We start from the raw sequence: 13,611 nt of genomic DNA, 5'->3' as shown, positions 1-13,611 counted from the left end.
ACGTTTGCTATAATGTCCCCAGGTGATGCTACAAAAGCGAAGGCAACCACCGTCAACCAAAACGATGGTCAACCTGGTTGACACAAAATTAAAGGAGCCGCAAACCATTGCGACTCCCTTACTTTTTTTGGCCTCCCGGGAGGGATTCGAACCCGCGACCTACGGATTAGAAGTCCGTTGCTCTATCCAGCTGAGCTACCGGGAGATAAAATTGGAGCGGGTGATGGGAATCGAACCCACACGACTGGCTTGGAAGGCCAGGGCTCTACCATTGAGCTACACCCGCCCGGTTTCGTAACAGTTATTAAATTAATCGCTCGTCTGAAGCGAACAATATTATTATACAGAAAAATTGTTGTGGAGTCAAAAGAAAAATTTTAGAAAAAAGATTTTATAATCTTTAACAAAATATACTAAATAAGCATAATATAACTAGTGAAAGTTGGTGTTTAATATGATGACATTAATCAGTCAAATCACTAATTTTATTAACGACCTGCATGATAGCATTTGGGCATATAGCAGGCATTTAGGACTCCCTTTTACAGATAAGGATTTGCATTTTTGGATCATAGGCCTCCTCGGTGTGTTTTTTTTCATATTTACAGACGTTCTTTTTAAATGGCTGGCTAAATTTAATGTCTCCTTGATCTCCTTTTTCTTTACTTCTGCCATTATATCTATCCTGGTTTTAATCCTGGAGGTAGAGCAAAAGTTGACCGGTCGTGGCGGTATGGAACTGGGAGATGTTTTGGCCAGCCTGTGGGGATTTCTGGTTCTGCTGGGTGTTTACTTGTTTTGTAGATTTTTAGTATTGCGCTTATTGGGCTTGATAAAAAAGCATTAATTTTAATTGTGAGACCCAAACCTCCGTTAAGGAGGTTTTTTATTTAATAAATGGTGGAAGGTATTTGCAGTGGCAATAAAGTTTACACCTTTTGGGAAACCTTTTACAGCAGATTATCTGATATTACCCGTACAAAAGTAAATTTGATGCTATAAGCTTTTTGTTTCGCGGTAAGGTGAGTAAATGCAGTTTAAACATTGGGCTAGAAAAATACTTGGTTATAACGGGCCACCCGATCACGTTGATTTTTCCCTGGTGGAAACGGGTGAAGAGCAAGAACTCATAAGCGAAAATAACGACAAAGATAATGTTGCCACGAGCAAATCCCAAAGGCATAAAATAAGAAAACCTAAAAAAACTGGAAACGCCGGATATGTTAATGATGATGGTAAAGCCGGTGATGTGGCAGCTGACGGGAGGATTTTCAAGCCTAACGGAGAAAACTTTGTTATCATTGTGCTTTTTAGCACACCGGTTAATTAATGGCATACAATGCATTGTAAAACTGCGTATCATTTGTAATATGTATGACACAAGTGCAGGCAAAGGATGATAATAATGAAAAACTCCCTTGAACGAGCCATGCAGGATACCTATCCTTCAAAGTGGAAAACACTTACTGCTTATCTGTGTAAAATGAAGGGTGGACACTGCACCAGCATACCTAAGATATCACTTTCCAGTATATTAATCACCGCCATGGGCAGCTTTGCCGGGTTGGGGCTGGTGGCTGCTCTGGCTGATCATTATGGACTGCCACTACTACTTCCTTCCTTTGGCGCATCGGCAGCACTGCTTTATGCGGCCTGTCACTTACCTATGGCACAACCCAGGAATGTATTGGGCGGGCACGTAATCTCGGCATTTATAGGTGTCTTGGTATATCGGCTGTTTGGTTATGCATGGTGGGTTATCCCCCTGGGCGTGACACTGGCCATTATTGTTATGACATTAACTTATACCCTGCACCCGCCCGGCGGGGCAACAGCCTTTTTAGCCATTTACACACACCAAGATTTTAGCTTCATTTTATCACCCGTGGGACTTGGTATAATATGCCTGCTAGTCATTGCCTTATTAGTTAATAACATTTCCAGCGAACGTAAATATCCAGACTACTGGTATTAATTCATAAGAACTAGTGACAAATTATTTACGCAACTAAAATTTTATTACATCTGGCAAATAAATTAATAATATGCGGGGATAATAAATGTGGAATTTAAACGTTATTAAATAAGGAGGAAAGATTAAAGAAATGAATCAACACATCCATTGCATTATTAATAATTGCCATTACTGGGCGGAAGGCAACAAGTGTGTAGCCAATGAAATTTTAGTAACCCCCGATGCCTTTGCATCAAACCAGCCGGATAACATTGATGCCACAATGGCTAAACAGTTAACTCCGGCGGCTGCGGACTCCTGCATGGCCACCTGCTGCAAAACCTTTGTACCGAAAGGCTCCGATAGAATGAATGCCGACAATGTAACTAAAATGTCCTAAAGCAGTAATTTTATATGGACAAATAAACACAAAGCAGTACACAACTACCAAAGGTAGTGATGTACTGCTTTTTTTATTGGTGCGGGCGAGAGGATTTGAACCTCCACGAGTTGCCCCACTGGATCCTAAGTTTCATAATTTTCTTATTTTTACATATTTTGCATTTTTCCTGTCTACGGAAACCCGCATGAAATAAGGGTTATTATTTTTGCTATAGACAAAGTTTGACAAGTGCTATTTCACCGCTGCTCCATCCTCTGAAGGCTGCCATAATACCCCTGATAGCCACATTACGAGGCTTGAAGTACCTTTCTAAAGGCTTGCCAATAGCGGCCAGCAGGTAGCACAATGAGTTGTATTCCCGGTCATTGCCGGCCTGGGAAAGCCACCTGTATTGTTCAAATAACTCCCTGTGGGCTTTGTTTTTAAAATACATGGTCTTAACCTCCCTCGTTGTGACGGGATCCCGTTTGTCCCGGGGGACGCCCAACCCGGTAGCATGTACAATAATCAATTCTGGTGTGTGCAGCACCCGGGCCAGGGGAGCTGCTGCGCTTTGCCGGCAGTTGGTTGGCTTCAACAGTTTTGCTTTTTTCGCCCTGGTGGACTGTTCAGGTCTCATACTCTTACCACTCAGGGCAGCACTTTTGGGGTGTGCATCCCTCCAGGAAACTCCCCCTGGAAACGCGGGTTATTTTACATACATCATGGTAATAATTCTTGACTTCATTGTACATTGTACATTGTACATTGTTAATTGTATAAATTATTACGTTAATTTGATTTTTTATTTTATTCATTGTATAATGTACATATATTGCCAGGAGGGTTTGCCATGATTAAATTTAAACTTGATAGATTGCTTTTTGAAAAAGGAAACATGAAAATACCCAAATTACAAGAAATGAGCGGTGTTAATAAAAATACTCTTTACGCGATTTACAAAGGCTCTATTACCAGAGTGGATGTCTCTGTTATAGATCGTATTTGTTCCGCTCTAAACGTCCAACCCGGGGACTTAATGGAATATGTAAAGGAGGAATCCGCTGATGCCGCGCAAGTTCAAAGTTATCCTTTCCTGGGATAATGAAACACAGGTTTATGTTGTAACCGTTCCTGCCTTACCAGGCTGTGTTACCCAGGGGAAGAACCGGGAAGAAGCATTGGAGCGTATCCAGGAAGCTATTACCGGCCATATTGAGGCCCTAAAGTTAATTGGTGAGCCAGTCCCACAGGGAGACGTTGAATTTGCTGAAGTGCAGGTAAGTGTTTCATGACGAGGATGCCCAGGACCACCGGCAAGAAGGTTGTAACAGCCCTCAAAAGAGCCGGCTTCACAGTGGTAAGAGTAACCGGCAGCCATCACCATTTACATAAGCCAGGGAATAAACTGGTAACAGTGCCCGTTCATGCAGGGGAGACATTAAGCCCAATATTAATCAAAAGCATTTTAGAACAAGCGGGCCTAACTGTTGAGGAATTAATTGAATTGTTATAATGACATTAAAACTGGACAAGCTGTTATTTGACGAGTAAAACTCATGTGACTATTTCGTGACTAAAAACCGATTGCGACTAAATTTAAAAGGCTCCCCATTTTCGGGAAGCCTTTATTTATGCCTGGTGCGGGCGAGAGGATTTGAACCTCCACGAGTTGCCCCACTGGATCCTAAGTCCAGCGCGTCTGCCGTTCCGCCACGCCCGCAAAATAACTTATCTGGTCGCAAACATTAATATATCATTTTATGCTTAAAATATCAAGGACTAGAAACCAATATTACTAGACATTTATTGCTAAAGCATCACCGTTTAAATTTTACTGGCTGAGTAACCGCCTTTATTTATAAAAACAGATAAGTTGATATTAAATTCCTAATTATAGTAATAAAGGAATTTGGCACTGATCGCTATAAATCTGGCACATCATGTCGTCTAGTTGACAGAAATCAGTTTTTAGATAATATAGTATTATAAACATATGCTCCTTTTCATAATAATGTATAATGTAAAATTTTTTCTGCCCCCTTGGCGGGGTATTTTTTCGCTATCCCTAACCAGCATATGTATATTTATACAAAATATTTCCGCATTTTCAACAGGCGAATTATATATTTTAGAACTGACATTGAATTATAAGATAATTCTTTTCTTTTTTTAGCAATTAACATATAATTTAGTTACGCCCAAACCATTTTTTCATATATTTATTAATAGCGAAACTATAAATAAGTATAAGCAAATTGTTGTATACACTATGATAAAGTCATATTACTTGGTCATAGTTCATAAAATTTCTAAAGTTTTAAGGCAATCAATTATTGCATTAAAAAATGTGTTGTATTAACCAATGCTTTTTATGAATTATTATTCATTATGAGCATTTTAAAAGAAATAAAGTTTATTTAGGAGGGGGGATTCAGTTGGGTTTCATTGACGCAGAAAAGAGAAAATTTTTCAATGAAGTCAGGGAAAAAAGTGGACAGCCCATCGAGTTATGCTACCAATGTCAGAAATGTGCGTCAGGTTGCATAGCTACGGGGTATGCCGATTTTTACCCCAATGAAATTATTCGCCTGGTACAGCTGGGACAAAAAGAGCGCGTATTAAACAGCTCCAGCATCTGGATTTGTTCTAGCTGTGAAACCTGCGGAGCGCGGTGCCCCAACGGCATTAATACTGCCGAAGTGATGGACGCGCTGAAGGAAATGGCCATTGCAGCCGGTATGGTTAAGGAGAAAAACATTAATTTGTTCCACAATACCTTTTTAAACTCGGTACGGTCCCACGGCCGGGTGCATGAAACCAGTATGATGGTCATTTATAAGATTAAAAGCGGCGATTTGTTCTCAGACATGGATGTAGGATTGGAAATGTTCAGAAAGGGCAAGATGCCGGTACTGCCGCATCGTATCAAGGCCAGGGGTAAAATTAAGGATATATTTAGCAAAACCACCCATTGATTTACAATAACCGACAAGCTATTTAATCAGCCATTAAAGGAAAGGAGTTACATAAATTGAAACTTTCCTATTTCCCCGGATGTTCTTTAGGGTCCACCGCTAAAGAATACGATATGTCCGCCCGGGCCGCCTGCCAGGCACTGGGCATGGAGCTGGTCGAGCTCAAGGACTGGGTTTGCTGCGGGGCCACATCAGCTCACAGCACCAATCATTTGCTATCCGTCGCCCTGCCGTCGCGTAACGTGGCCCTCGCCCAGGAGGCAGGTATGGATTTGGCCATACCTTGCTCGGCTTGTTACAGCCGGGTTAAAAAGGCCGACTATGTTTTACGCAATAATGACGACTTACGCAAGGAAATTGAGGGCGTTGTTGATTTTAAATATAATGGAAAAGTTAATGTCGTTTCGCTGTTGGAGGCGCTGGTCAGCCAGGTGGGTGTAGAGGCCATCGCCAATAAGGTGCAAAAGCCACTAAAAGGACTAAAGGTGGTATGTTTCTACGGATGCCTGTTGGTCAGGCCCCCCGAAGTGACCAATTTTGACAACACTGAAAATCCCATGTCAATGGATAAAATAGTGAAAGCTCTGGGCGCCGAGACCATACAATGGTCGTATAAAACGGATTGCTGCGGAGCTAATCTTGGTTTAACTTCCACCAAGGTGGTCCAGGGCATGGTTAACCGTTTAATTGAAGCGGCCAAAGAAGTAGAGGCTATGGCTATTGTTACCGCCTGCCCGTTATGTCAGTCCAACCTGGAAATGCGCCGCAAAGAAAAAGGCACCGACCTGCCGGCATTTTTTTTCACAGAACTGATCGGCCTGGCGCTGGGTCTGCCCGACACTAAAAAATGGTTTAACCTGCATTTGATAAACCCCAACCCGCTGTTGCAATCATTGTCACTGGCGGACTAAATTTGTGATGGAGGTCTGGATTGATTGTGAGTAAAAACAAATCCGATCGCATAAATAACAGCAAAATGGTGGGCACCGTGCTGGTTATCGGCGCGGGCATCAGCGGCATGCAGTCCGCCCTGGATCTGGCAGAGGTGGGGTATAAGGTTTATATCGTGGAGAAATCGCCGGCCATTGGCGGACGCATGCCCATGCTGGACAAAACTTTCCCCACCAACGACTGCTCCATGTGTATCCTTTCCCCCAAACTGGTGGAATGTGGACGGCACCGCAATATTGATGTATTAACCTGCTCTGATGTAATTGGACTTTCCGGAGACGCCGGCAACTACACTGTCCAGGTTAAAAAGCGACCCCGCTATGTGGATCCCGACAAATGCGTGGGATGCGGTTCCTGCGCCGAGGCTTGCCCGGTGAAGGTACCCAACGAGTTCAACCAAAACCTGGGCCAGCGTAAGGCCATTTACAAACTCTATCCACAGGCGTATCCCAACGCCTATATGATTGATGCCACCAAATGTTTGAAGATGAAAAATCCCAAAGCCTGCGGTAAATGTATCAAAGTCTGCCAGTCCAATGCCATTGACCATAATATGCAGGAAGAAATTGTTTCCTTAAATGTAGGGGCGATAATACTTTGCCCGGGCTATGATTTATTTAACGCTGAGCTCCGGGGTGAATACGGCTACGGCGTATATGAAAACGTGCTTACCAGCCTGCAGTTTGAGCGCATGCTGAGCGCCTCCGGTCCATACGAAGGCCATGTGCAAAAAGCCGACGGTACCACCCCCAAGAAAATCGCCTTTATCCAGTGCGTGGGCTCCCGGGATGTATCTTTATGCAACGGTTACTGCTCTTCGGTTTGCTGTATGTACGCCACCAAAGAGGCCGTTATTGCCAAAGAGCACGTGCCCGGGCTTGATACTACCATTTTTAATATGGACATCCGGGCGTTCGGTAAGGATTATGAAAAATATTATAACCGCGCTCAGAACCAGTCTAATGTGCGCTATATCAAGAGTATGATTTCATCGGTTAAAGAACTGCCCAAGACCAAAGAGCTGCGGGTACGCTACCGCACCCCTGAAGGAATGATGGAAGAAGATTTTGAAATGCTGGTGCTATCCGTTGGCTTAAAACCTACCCAGGAGGCTGTTGAATTAGCCGGGATACTAGGCATTGAGCTTAACGGCTATAACTTCTGCCAGCTTGAGGAACTTTCCGGCGTCCAGACTTCCCGAAAAGGGATTTACGTAGCCGGTGTGTTCAGCGGCCCCAAAGATATACCCGAAACCGTGATGCAGGCTAGCGCTGCTGCTGGAGACACTGCGGCCTTTTTGTCATCAGTGCGTAATACCCAGGTAACCGAAATGGAATTCCCCCAGGAGAAGGACGTCAGCGAAGAAGAGCCGCGCATCGGGGTGTTTGTGTGCCACTGCGGTATTAACATTGCCAGCGTGGTGGATGTACCTGCGGTGGTAGAGCATGTAAAACAGCTGCCCTATGTGGTTTACGCAACTAACAGTTTGTACGCCTGTGCCCAGGACAGCCAGTTGGCCATGAAGGAACTAATCGAGGAGCACAAACTCAATCGCATTGTAGTAGCCTCGTGCAGCCCCCGCACCCATAAGCCCCTTTTCCAGGAGACCATGAAAGAAGCAGGCCTGAATGCTGCATTGTTCGAGATGGCCAATATCCGGGACCAGTGTTCCTGGGTGCACCAGCAACAACCCGACAAGGCTACTATTAAAGCCAAGGATTTGGTAAGCGCGGCCGTGGCCAAGGCAGCCACACTGAGTGCTGCTAAAAATGTGACGGTGGACGTAACCAACACCGCACTGGTCATTGGTGGTGGCGTGTCCGGCATGACTTCAGCGCTAAGCCTGGTGGATCAGGGCTATAATGTACATTTGCTGGAAAAGAGCGAACAGCTGGGCGGTATGGCGCTGCGTATCCACGAAGGATTCAACGGTGAGAATATACCGGCATTTGTGCAACAGTTAGTTAACAATGTCAATAACAGTCCTAAAATAGACGTGTATACAGGCAGTGATATAGATGAAGTAACAGGCTACATCGGCAATTTTACAACTAAGTTATCCAGTGGGCAAGTGTTGGAGCACGGTGTATCCATAATCGCCACCGGGGGTGAGGAGGCCAAGCCCACCGAGTATCTATACGGCCAGGACAGCCGGGTGTTAACCCAGCTAGAGCTGGATGAAGCAATCGCCAATAACGACCCCCGGGTCAAGTCGGCCGAGAATATTGTAATGATCCAGTGTGTAGGCTCGCGGGAGGAAAACCGTCCCTATTGCAGCCGTATTTGCTGCACCAAGACTATGAAATTAGCCCTTAAGATGAAGGAAATTAACCCCGATGTGTCCATTATTGTGCTTTACAGGGATATCCGTACTTACAGCTTTAACGAGGACTATTATAGGGAGGCCCGTGCCAAGGGTGTGATCTTTTTCCGCTACGATGTGGATAATAAACCCAAAGTAGAGCTGGTGGGCCAAAACGGCCAGAGCAAATTGCGGGTCACCGCCACTGATCATATCATGGGCGAAACATATGATATTGACGCAGACATACTCACCCTGGCAGTACCTATTGTGCCGCCCGAGTCTAACCATCGGCTGTCCCAGCTGCTCAAGGTGCCCCTGAATCCGGATAATTTCTTCCAGGAAGCCCACATGAAGCTGCGCCCAGTTGACTTTTCCGCCGAGGGCATTTATATGTGCGGGTTGGCTCATGGTCCCAAATCCATTGATGAAAGCATTTCCCAGGCTAAAGCGGCCGCAGGTCGAGCTACCAGTATCTTAAGCCATGATAAGCTGGAGTCCAAGGGCGTGGTGGCAGTGGTGAACCAGGATCTCTGCGCGGCCTGCCTAACCTGCGTGCGGCTGTGTCCATTCAAGGCCCCACGCATTGCTGAAAATCACCTGGCGGAAATAGAGGCGGTTATTTGCCAGGGATGCGGCACCTGCGCCGGTGAATGCCCCAACAAGGCCATCACCTTGCAAAGCTACAGCCATAAGCAGCTAACCGCCCAGGTGGAGGGTATGTTCAACCACCCCCAACAATAACGGTACCCGTCACGTCTGTATATATTGAAATTAATTACAAAAAACAGCGATATGTTACAAACAAAGAAGAACCCTCCATTATATGCTTATGGAGGGTTCGTTTATGCAAGGCAAAAGTATGTTTAAGTGCACCAAACTATGTACAATAGTCAGCGTGTTGCGCACTTCATGACCAAGATAAATTATTTTAGGTAAGGAATAAAGTAATACAATTTGTTTACCATTATTTATATAGCATGCTCATTAAGTTACCGGGCAATATAGAAATAAACTTATTAAAGGAGGGTTTTAATGGCCGCGGAACTGGGAGCACACGAGATTATGCAATTGCATGAAGTTTTAACAGATACCATTGACGGTATCAATCAATTTCAACTTTATCGTCCCCATGTGCAAGACCCACAATTGCGCACAGTATTAGATAATCAGATAGGCTTTATGACCCAGGAATATAACAATATGGTTCAAACCGTGCAGCAACAAAGCAGAAGCGAGGCAATTCCCTACCGTAGGGTTAAAAATACTTCTCCGGCGTATGGATTAAAAAACCCATCGCCCAACGCACCCAATATTTCACCTGATGAAATGGACGATAGGGATGTAGCCAGCGGCATGTTGGGCTGCCATAAAGCATCCGCCAATTTCAGAATGATGGCTTCACTCGAATTTGCGGATCCCACTTTGAGAAGAATGCTTCAGCAAGGTGCGATAAACTGCAGTGAACAGTCTTTTGAGGTATGGAATTATATGAACCAAAAGGGGATATACCAGGTTCCCACAATGAAGCAAATGACTACCAGCACCATGATTAATTCCTTTAATATGGCCCAAATGCCACAACTTAGTTAAAGCAGGCGCGAAAAAGGACAGCTGGATGCTGTCCTTTTTTGCGCCTGCTTCACCAATGCAAAATATAATTATTATTGGCATTCGGCTGCCTTGTTCCATGCGGCCAGGTAAACTGCCAGGTGCCGGTCATTAAACAACACAAACCTTATTTGCCCGGGCAAGTCATGATTATCCGCAAATTCACGCACCGCAGCCACTGCAATAGATGCCGCTTGCTCGACGGGGTAGCGGTAGGCTCCGGTGCTAATGGAAGGAAAGGCAATACTTTTAATGCCTTTCTCCCTGGCCAACCGCAGGCAGTTAAGGTAAGACTCCCGCAGTAGCGCCGCCTCGCCGTGGCCACCCCCATGCCATACCGGTCCCACGGTATGAATAACGTAGCGTGCAGGTAAATTTCCCCCGCTGGTAATTACCGCCTGGCCGGTAGGGCAGCCACCCTGGCGTGACCTTATTTCTTTGCACTCCTGCAGTATTTGTGGCCCGCCGGCCCGGTGAATGGCACCGTCCACGCCACCGCCCCCCAGCAAACTTGAATTGGCCGCGTTAACTATAGCATCGGTATCCTGTTTAGTAATGTCACCCAGCACAAATTCCACTCGGATGTGGTTTGACATATACTTTATCACCTCCTTTTAGGGACGTTCTCTGGAAGCACGGGGACGGTTCTCTTGCTTCCGTCGGCTGGAAAGCACGAAGACAGTTCTCTTGCTCCCGTGGGGGAAAGGAGTGTACTATAGAAGCAATGGATGGTGGCATGGGGCGATGAGCTTTAACTTATACTAATGATCAATAATGCTTAATGCGGATACTTTTATTATAGATGAAAACGGATAGGGTAAATCAACTATTTTAGAGGCAATTGCCGTAGCTTACGGTTTCAATCCCGAGGGCGGCACAAAAAATTTCATCTTTTCCTCAGGTTATGGATTAAACGATCGCCACACTCACAGGATAATAAATACAAAAAAACATGCTCGTTACAGAGTTGGAAAGGAAGTGACCAACAAATGCTTGAAGCAAGGTCGGATGTCAAAGGAGTTTTATATAATCCTGAAACGTATGAAGTTTGGGTGACCAACCATTTTAACCTGCCGCTTTTAATGAAGGAGTGGGCTTGACTGTGCAATAATAAAAAGGCCCAGGGTTGGGCCTTTTTAGCGGTGAACGATGTACATGAAATGCTTATCCAAATCGACGGCAAATGGTATGTCAAAGAGGAGTACCGGAGGAGTTAGCCCTGGAGTAGTTTGATTTAATCGCTGTTGTCTACCTATCTTCTACGCAAAATCTTACTGGTGGCTACGGCACCTAAAACCCCCACGGCAATGCCGCCGGTCATGCTTAGATACTCCTCAAGGCCTACTTCGGTGGCCAAAAGGTAATACGTACCCATCGATGCAAACACTGTGAGCATCATAGGTAAAAAAGTTTTGCTCATTTTTGACCTACCCTCAATTAATTACGGCGCTGCTGATTTTGGGCCACAAAGTTTAGTACCGCTTGGGGCATTTGTTCGCGATCCACCACGGTGGTATGCCGCACCGGGCGCCGGGATAGACCGCTTAGGCCGGGGGGTACGGGCAGGCCACTGAAATCGGAAAGCATTTGCAACAGCTCGAATTCGTCCCTTCCCGACGTTTGCTCCTCGCCCAGTAGTGCCCGGGCAACGCTGGCGTTAAATTTAAATGGGCTGGCAGTGGACAAAACAACGGTTGGCCGCTCATCGCCCGTGCTCTGGCGGTAACGGTGATAAACGTATAGTCCCACTGCCGTATGGGTATCCACTACATAACCGTAACGGCGATGCGTATCCTTGATGGACGACATAGTGGCAGTATCATCGGCATATTCTGACCAAAACAGTGACTGCACCTGTTCCCGCGTTTCGTCATCCACAGTGTACCGGCCCTTTGCCATAAGATCGGCCATCCACTGGCGCACCCGGGCTGCATCGTGACCAGTAAGCTCGTACAGCAGCCGTTCCAGATTGCTGGAAATCAAAATGTCCATAGAAGGGGAGATGGTACGCTTAAAATCACGGTTGCGGTCATAGGTCCCAGTGGCGATAAAATCGGTAAGTACATTGTTTTCGTTGGCGGCGCACACCAGCCGGTGCACAGGCAGGCCCATCTGCTTTGCATAAAAGCCGGCTAGTATATTCCCGAAGTTGCCCGTGGGTACCACAAAGTTGACAGCCTCGCCTGGCTGCACCCGTTTCCGGGCCAAAAGGTCTGCGTAGGCCGAGAAATAATATACTATCTGGGGCACCAGCCTGCCCCAGTTGATAGAATTGGCCGAGGAAAACTTATAACCACGTTCGGCTGCGGCATGCTGCATATCGGCATCGCCAAATATGGCCTTAACGCCGCTCTGTGTATCATCAAAGTTACCCCGCACGGCATAAACACCCACATTGCCGCCTTCCTGAGTGACCATTTGCATTTTTTGCACCTGGCTGACCCCTTTTTCCGGGTAAAACACCATAATGGCTGTACGTGGCACATCCTTAAAACCTTCCAGGGCGGCCTTGCCGGTGTCACCTGAAGTGGCCACCAAAATGAGTATGCCTGCGTCCTCATCGGTTTTTTCCATAGACTTGACCAGCAGATGGGGTAGTATCTGCAAGGCCATGTCTTTAAATGCGCAGGTAGGGCCGTGCCACAATTCCAGCACGCTGAGCCCGGCATCCAGGTCAACCAGTGGGGCCACATCCGGGTGATCGAAACTGCCTGCATCGTAAGCGTTATCCACCGAACGTTTAATTTCGTTTGGGGTAAAATCAGCTAAATATGGCCCGAGTATGTTTGCGGCCCGCTGCTGGTAAGACATGTGGGTCATGGCTTGAATATCCTCCACAGAGAGCATAACCCGATCAGTAGGCACAAATAGCCCGCCATCGGGAGCAATCCCCAGCTTAATGGCCCCTGCGGCGGGCAGCGGCCCATAATTACCTCTGGTGCTAGTATATAACATAAAAAATTCCTCCCGCCAAAAAATTGCTTATTACCTATTACATTAAACACCAAAAAAGCCATTGCCGTCAATCAAAGCTCATGGATCCCATGATGTTCTAGTTTGCCACTTAAAAAGACCCGATTTAATTTTAGCCATTGGTATAGTCATAAAGATAGCCGATGATTCCTTGCTTTTGGACCATCGGCTTATAAATTGCATCATTTAAGAAACTGCCTCGCCGCTATACAGTTCCACCCGGGGTGTCAAACCCGGGATTGCCTATTAAGGGTTGACCAACCCAAAAGGTCATAAACAAATCAGTAAGCAAATAAAGCTTCGGCAAATTGAACTACAGCGAATAGTACCGCTAAAACCGCCCAGATCCCTGTTAGCACCTTCAATAAGACTAAGCCGATGATTAAAAGACCGATTACAGTTCTCACAATTCTATCGATGCTGCCCAGGTTACGTTGCCAATCCATATGCATTATACCCA

General features: G+C 45.8%; 16 protein-coding genes, 3 tRNA genes and 1 pseudogene. 12 read left to right on the top strand and 8 right to left on the bottom strand.

The window, feature by feature from the left end; all coding sequences use genetic code 11:
* Positions 1 to 128 precede the first annotated feature (128 nt).
* Positions 129 to 205: transfer RNA gene (locus DESGI_RS10355), tRNA-Arg, on the bottom strand.
* A gap of 7 nt (positions 206 to 212) precedes the next feature.
* Positions 213 to 286: transfer RNA gene (locus DESGI_RS10350), tRNA-Gly, on the bottom strand.
* Positions 287 to 454: 168 nt separating this feature from the next.
* On the opposite strand from DESGI_RS10350, the gene DESGI_RS10345 reads away from it, so the two are divergent.
* The 4 genes from DESGI_RS10345 to DESGI_RS10330 all read left to right on the top strand — a co-directional run bounded on the left by DESGI_RS10345 (position 455) and on the right by DESGI_RS10330 (position 2,354).
* Complete coding sequence (locus tag DESGI_RS10345; RefSeq protein ID WP_006522034.1) at positions 455 to 847, top strand: hypothetical protein; 393 nt, start codon at positions 455 to 457, stop codon at positions 845 to 847.
* A 183-nt stretch (positions 848 to 1,030) separates the two neighbouring features.
* Positions 1,031 to 1,330: a hypothetical protein gene (locus DESGI_RS10340; protein ID WP_006522033.1), complete on the top strand. Its 300-nt coding sequence runs from the start codon at positions 1,031 to 1,033 to the stop codon at positions 1,328 to 1,330.
* Between the two features lie 75 nt (positions 1,331 to 1,405).
* The gene (locus DESGI_RS10335) at positions 1,406 to 1,975 is read left to right on the top strand and encodes an HPP family protein (RefSeq protein ID WP_006522032.1); all 570 of its coding nucleotides are present in this window, start codon (positions 1,406 to 1,408) and stop codon (positions 1,973 to 1,975) included.
* Between the two features lie 130 nt (positions 1,976 to 2,105).
* Positions 2,106 to 2,354 (top strand): DUF1540 domain-containing protein, encoded by a 249-nt coding sequence (locus DESGI_RS10330; RefSeq protein ID WP_006522031.1) that lies wholly within the window; start codon positions 2,106 to 2,108, stop codon positions 2,352 to 2,354.
* A gap of 211 nt (positions 2,355 to 2,565) precedes the next feature.
* On the opposite strand, the gene DESGI_RS10325 is transcribed toward DESGI_RS10330, so the two are convergent.
* Positions 2,566 to 2,976 carry a hypothetical protein gene (locus tag DESGI_RS10325; protein ID WP_006522030.1) on the bottom strand — a complete coding sequence of 137 codons (411 nt, stop codon included), beginning with the start codon at positions 2,974 to 2,976 and terminating at the stop codon, positions 2,566 to 2,568.
* Positions 2,977 to 3,189: 213 nt separating this feature from the next.
* On the opposite strand from DESGI_RS10325, the gene DESGI_RS10320 reads away from it, so the two are divergent.
* Genes DESGI_RS10320 through DESGI_RS10310 form a run of 3 tightly spaced genes read left to right on the top strand, consistent with a single transcriptional unit; the run spans position 3,190 to position 3,852 of the window.
* Positions 3,190 to 3,441: a helix-turn-helix domain-containing protein gene (locus DESGI_RS10320; RefSeq protein ID WP_006522029.1), complete on the top strand. Its 252-nt coding sequence runs from the start codon at positions 3,190 to 3,192 to the stop codon at positions 3,439 to 3,441.
* Positions 3,404 to 3,631: a type II toxin-antitoxin system HicB family antitoxin gene (locus DESGI_RS10315; RefSeq protein ID WP_006522028.1), complete on the top strand. Its 228-nt coding sequence runs from the start codon at positions 3,404 to 3,406 to the stop codon at positions 3,629 to 3,631. The genes DESGI_RS10320 and DESGI_RS10315 overlap by 38 nt, the downstream gene beginning before the upstream one ends.
* Entirely contained in the window at positions 3,628 to 3,852 is a 225-nt protein-coding gene (locus DESGI_RS10310; protein ID WP_006522027.1) for a type II toxin-antitoxin system HicA family toxin, read from the top strand. Before DESGI_RS10315 ends, DESGI_RS10310 begins: the two co-directional genes overlap by 4 nt.
* Positions 3,853 to 3,975: 123 nt before the next feature.
* On the opposite strand, the gene DESGI_RS10305 is transcribed toward DESGI_RS10310, so the two are convergent.
* Positions 3,976 to 4,059 (bottom strand) — tRNA-Leu (locus tag DESGI_RS10305).
* Positions 4,060 to 4,774: 715 nt separating this feature from the next.
* Here DESGI_RS10305 and DESGI_RS10300 point away from each other — a divergent pair.
* The 4 genes from DESGI_RS10300 (at position 4,775) to DESGI_RS10285 (ending at position 10,160) form a co-directional block, all read left to right on the top strand.
* Complete coding sequence (locus tag DESGI_RS10300; protein ID WP_006522026.1) at positions 4,775 to 5,314, top strand: 4Fe-4S dicluster domain-containing protein; 540 nt, start codon at positions 4,775 to 4,777, stop codon at positions 5,312 to 5,314.
* 56 nt (positions 5,315 to 5,370) lie between these two features.
* The gene (locus DESGI_RS10295; RefSeq protein ID WP_006522025.1) at positions 5,371 to 6,225 is read left to right on the top strand and encodes a CoB--CoM heterodisulfide reductase iron-sulfur subunit B family protein; all 855 of its coding nucleotides are present in this window, start codon (positions 5,371 to 5,373) and stop codon (positions 6,223 to 6,225) included.
* Between the two features lie 65 nt (positions 6,226 to 6,290).
* A complete protein-coding gene (locus tag DESGI_RS10290) occupies positions 6,291 to 9,311 on the top strand; it encodes a 4Fe-4S binding protein (protein WP_041285378.1) in 3,021 nt (1,006 codons plus the stop codon).
* Positions 9,312 to 9,602: 291 nt separating this feature from the next.
* Entirely contained in the window at positions 9,603 to 10,160 is a 558-nt protein-coding gene (locus DESGI_RS10285) for a spore coat protein (RefSeq protein WP_006522023.1), read from the top strand.
* A gap of 71 nt (positions 10,161 to 10,231) precedes the next feature.
* Here the strand turns inward: DESGI_RS10285 and DESGI_RS10280 are convergent, their stop codons facing one another.
* Entirely contained in the window at positions 10,232 to 10,774 is a 543-nt protein-coding gene (locus tag DESGI_RS10280; RefSeq protein WP_006522022.1) for an O-acetyl-ADP-ribose deacetylase, read from the bottom strand.
* Positions 10,775 to 10,967: 193 nt separating this feature from the next.
* On the opposite strand from DESGI_RS10280, the pseudogene DESGI_RS25660 reads away from it, so the two are divergent.
* Positions 10,968 to 11,085 (top strand): annotated as a pseudogene (locus DESGI_RS25660) (AAA family ATPase); the annotation flags it as partial.
* Between the two features lie 345 nt (positions 11,086 to 11,430).
* Here DESGI_RS25660 and DESGI_RS25170 read toward each other — a convergent pair.
* From DESGI_RS25170 to DESGI_RS23800, 3 genes are all read right to left on the bottom strand, one after another.
* On the bottom strand, positions 11,431 to 11,598 hold the full coding sequence (locus DESGI_RS25170) for a hypothetical protein (protein WP_006522020.1): 168 nt from the start codon (positions 11,596 to 11,598) through the stop codon (positions 11,431 to 11,433).
* 17 nt (positions 11,599 to 11,615) lie between these two features.
* A complete protein-coding gene (gene thrC, locus DESGI_RS10275) occupies positions 11,616 to 13,133 on the bottom strand; it encodes a threonine synthase (RefSeq protein ID WP_006522019.1) in 1,518 nt (505 codons plus the stop codon).
* A gap of 299 nt (positions 13,134 to 13,432) precedes the next feature.
* The gene (locus DESGI_RS23800; protein WP_157872763.1) at positions 13,433 to 13,597 is read right to left on the bottom strand and encodes a YgaP-like transmembrane domain; all 165 of its coding nucleotides are present in this window, start codon (positions 13,595 to 13,597) and stop codon (positions 13,433 to 13,435) included.
* Positions 13,598 to 13,611: the final 14 nt, after the last annotated feature.

Source organism: Desulfoscipio gibsoniae DSM 7213, assembly GCF_000233715.2.
In the GTDB taxonomy this organism is placed as follows: Bacteria; Bacillota; Desulfotomaculia; order Desulfotomaculales; family Desulfallaceae; genus Sporotomaculum; species Sporotomaculum gibsoniae.
The sequence above is the reverse complement of the archived record's forward strand: the minus strand, read 5'-3'. Positions and strand labels throughout refer to the sequence as shown.

Coding starts and splice junctions, on each gene's coding strand:
- DESGI_RS10345 (WP_006522034.1), top strand. CDS start 455: ATGATGACATTAATCAGTCAAATCACTAATTTTATTAACGACCTGCAT.
- DESGI_RS10340 (WP_006522033.1), top strand. CDS start 1,031: ATGCAGTTTAAACATTGGGCTAGAAAAATACTTGGTTATAACGGGCCA.
- DESGI_RS10335 (WP_006522032.1), top strand. CDS start 1,406: ATGAAAAACTCCCTTGAACGAGCCATGCAGGATACCTATCCTTCAAAG.
- DESGI_RS10330 (WP_006522031.1), top strand. CDS start 2,106: ATGAATCAACACATCCATTGCATTATTAATAATTGCCATTACTGGGCG.
- DESGI_RS10325 (WP_006522030.1), bottom strand. CDS start 2,976: ATGAGACCTGAACAGTCCACCAGGGCGAAAAAAGCAAAACTGTTGAAG.
- DESGI_RS10320 (WP_006522029.1), top strand. CDS start 3,190: ATGATTAAATTTAAACTTGATAGATTGCTTTTTGAAAAAGGAAACATG.
- DESGI_RS10315 (WP_006522028.1), top strand. CDS start 3,404: ATGCCGCGCAAGTTCAAAGTTATCCTTTCCTGGGATAATGAAACACAG.
- DESGI_RS10310 (WP_006522027.1), top strand. CDS start 3,628: ATGACGAGGATGCCCAGGACCACCGGCAAGAAGGTTGTAACAGCCCTC.
- DESGI_RS10290 (WP_041285378.1), top strand. CDS start 6,291: ATGGTGGGCACCGTGCTGGTTATCGGCGCGGGCATCAGCGGCATGCAG.
- DESGI_RS10285 (WP_006522023.1), top strand. CDS start 9,603: ATGGCCGCGGAACTGGGAGCACACGAGATTATGCAATTGCATGAAGTT.
- DESGI_RS10280 (WP_006522022.1), bottom strand. CDS start 10,774: ATGTCAAACCACATCCGAGTGGAATTTGTGCTGGGTGACATTACTAAA.
- DESGI_RS25170 (WP_006522020.1), bottom strand. CDS start 11,598: ATGAGCAAAACTTTTTTACCTATGATGCTCACAGTGTTTGCATCGATG.
- thrC (WP_006522019.1), bottom strand. CDS start 13,133: ATGTTATATACTAGCACCAGAGGTAATTATGGGCCGCTGCCCGCCGCA.
- DESGI_RS23800 (WP_157872763.1), bottom strand. CDS start 13,597: ATGGATTGGCAACGTAACCTGGGCAGCATCGATAGAATTGTGAGAACT.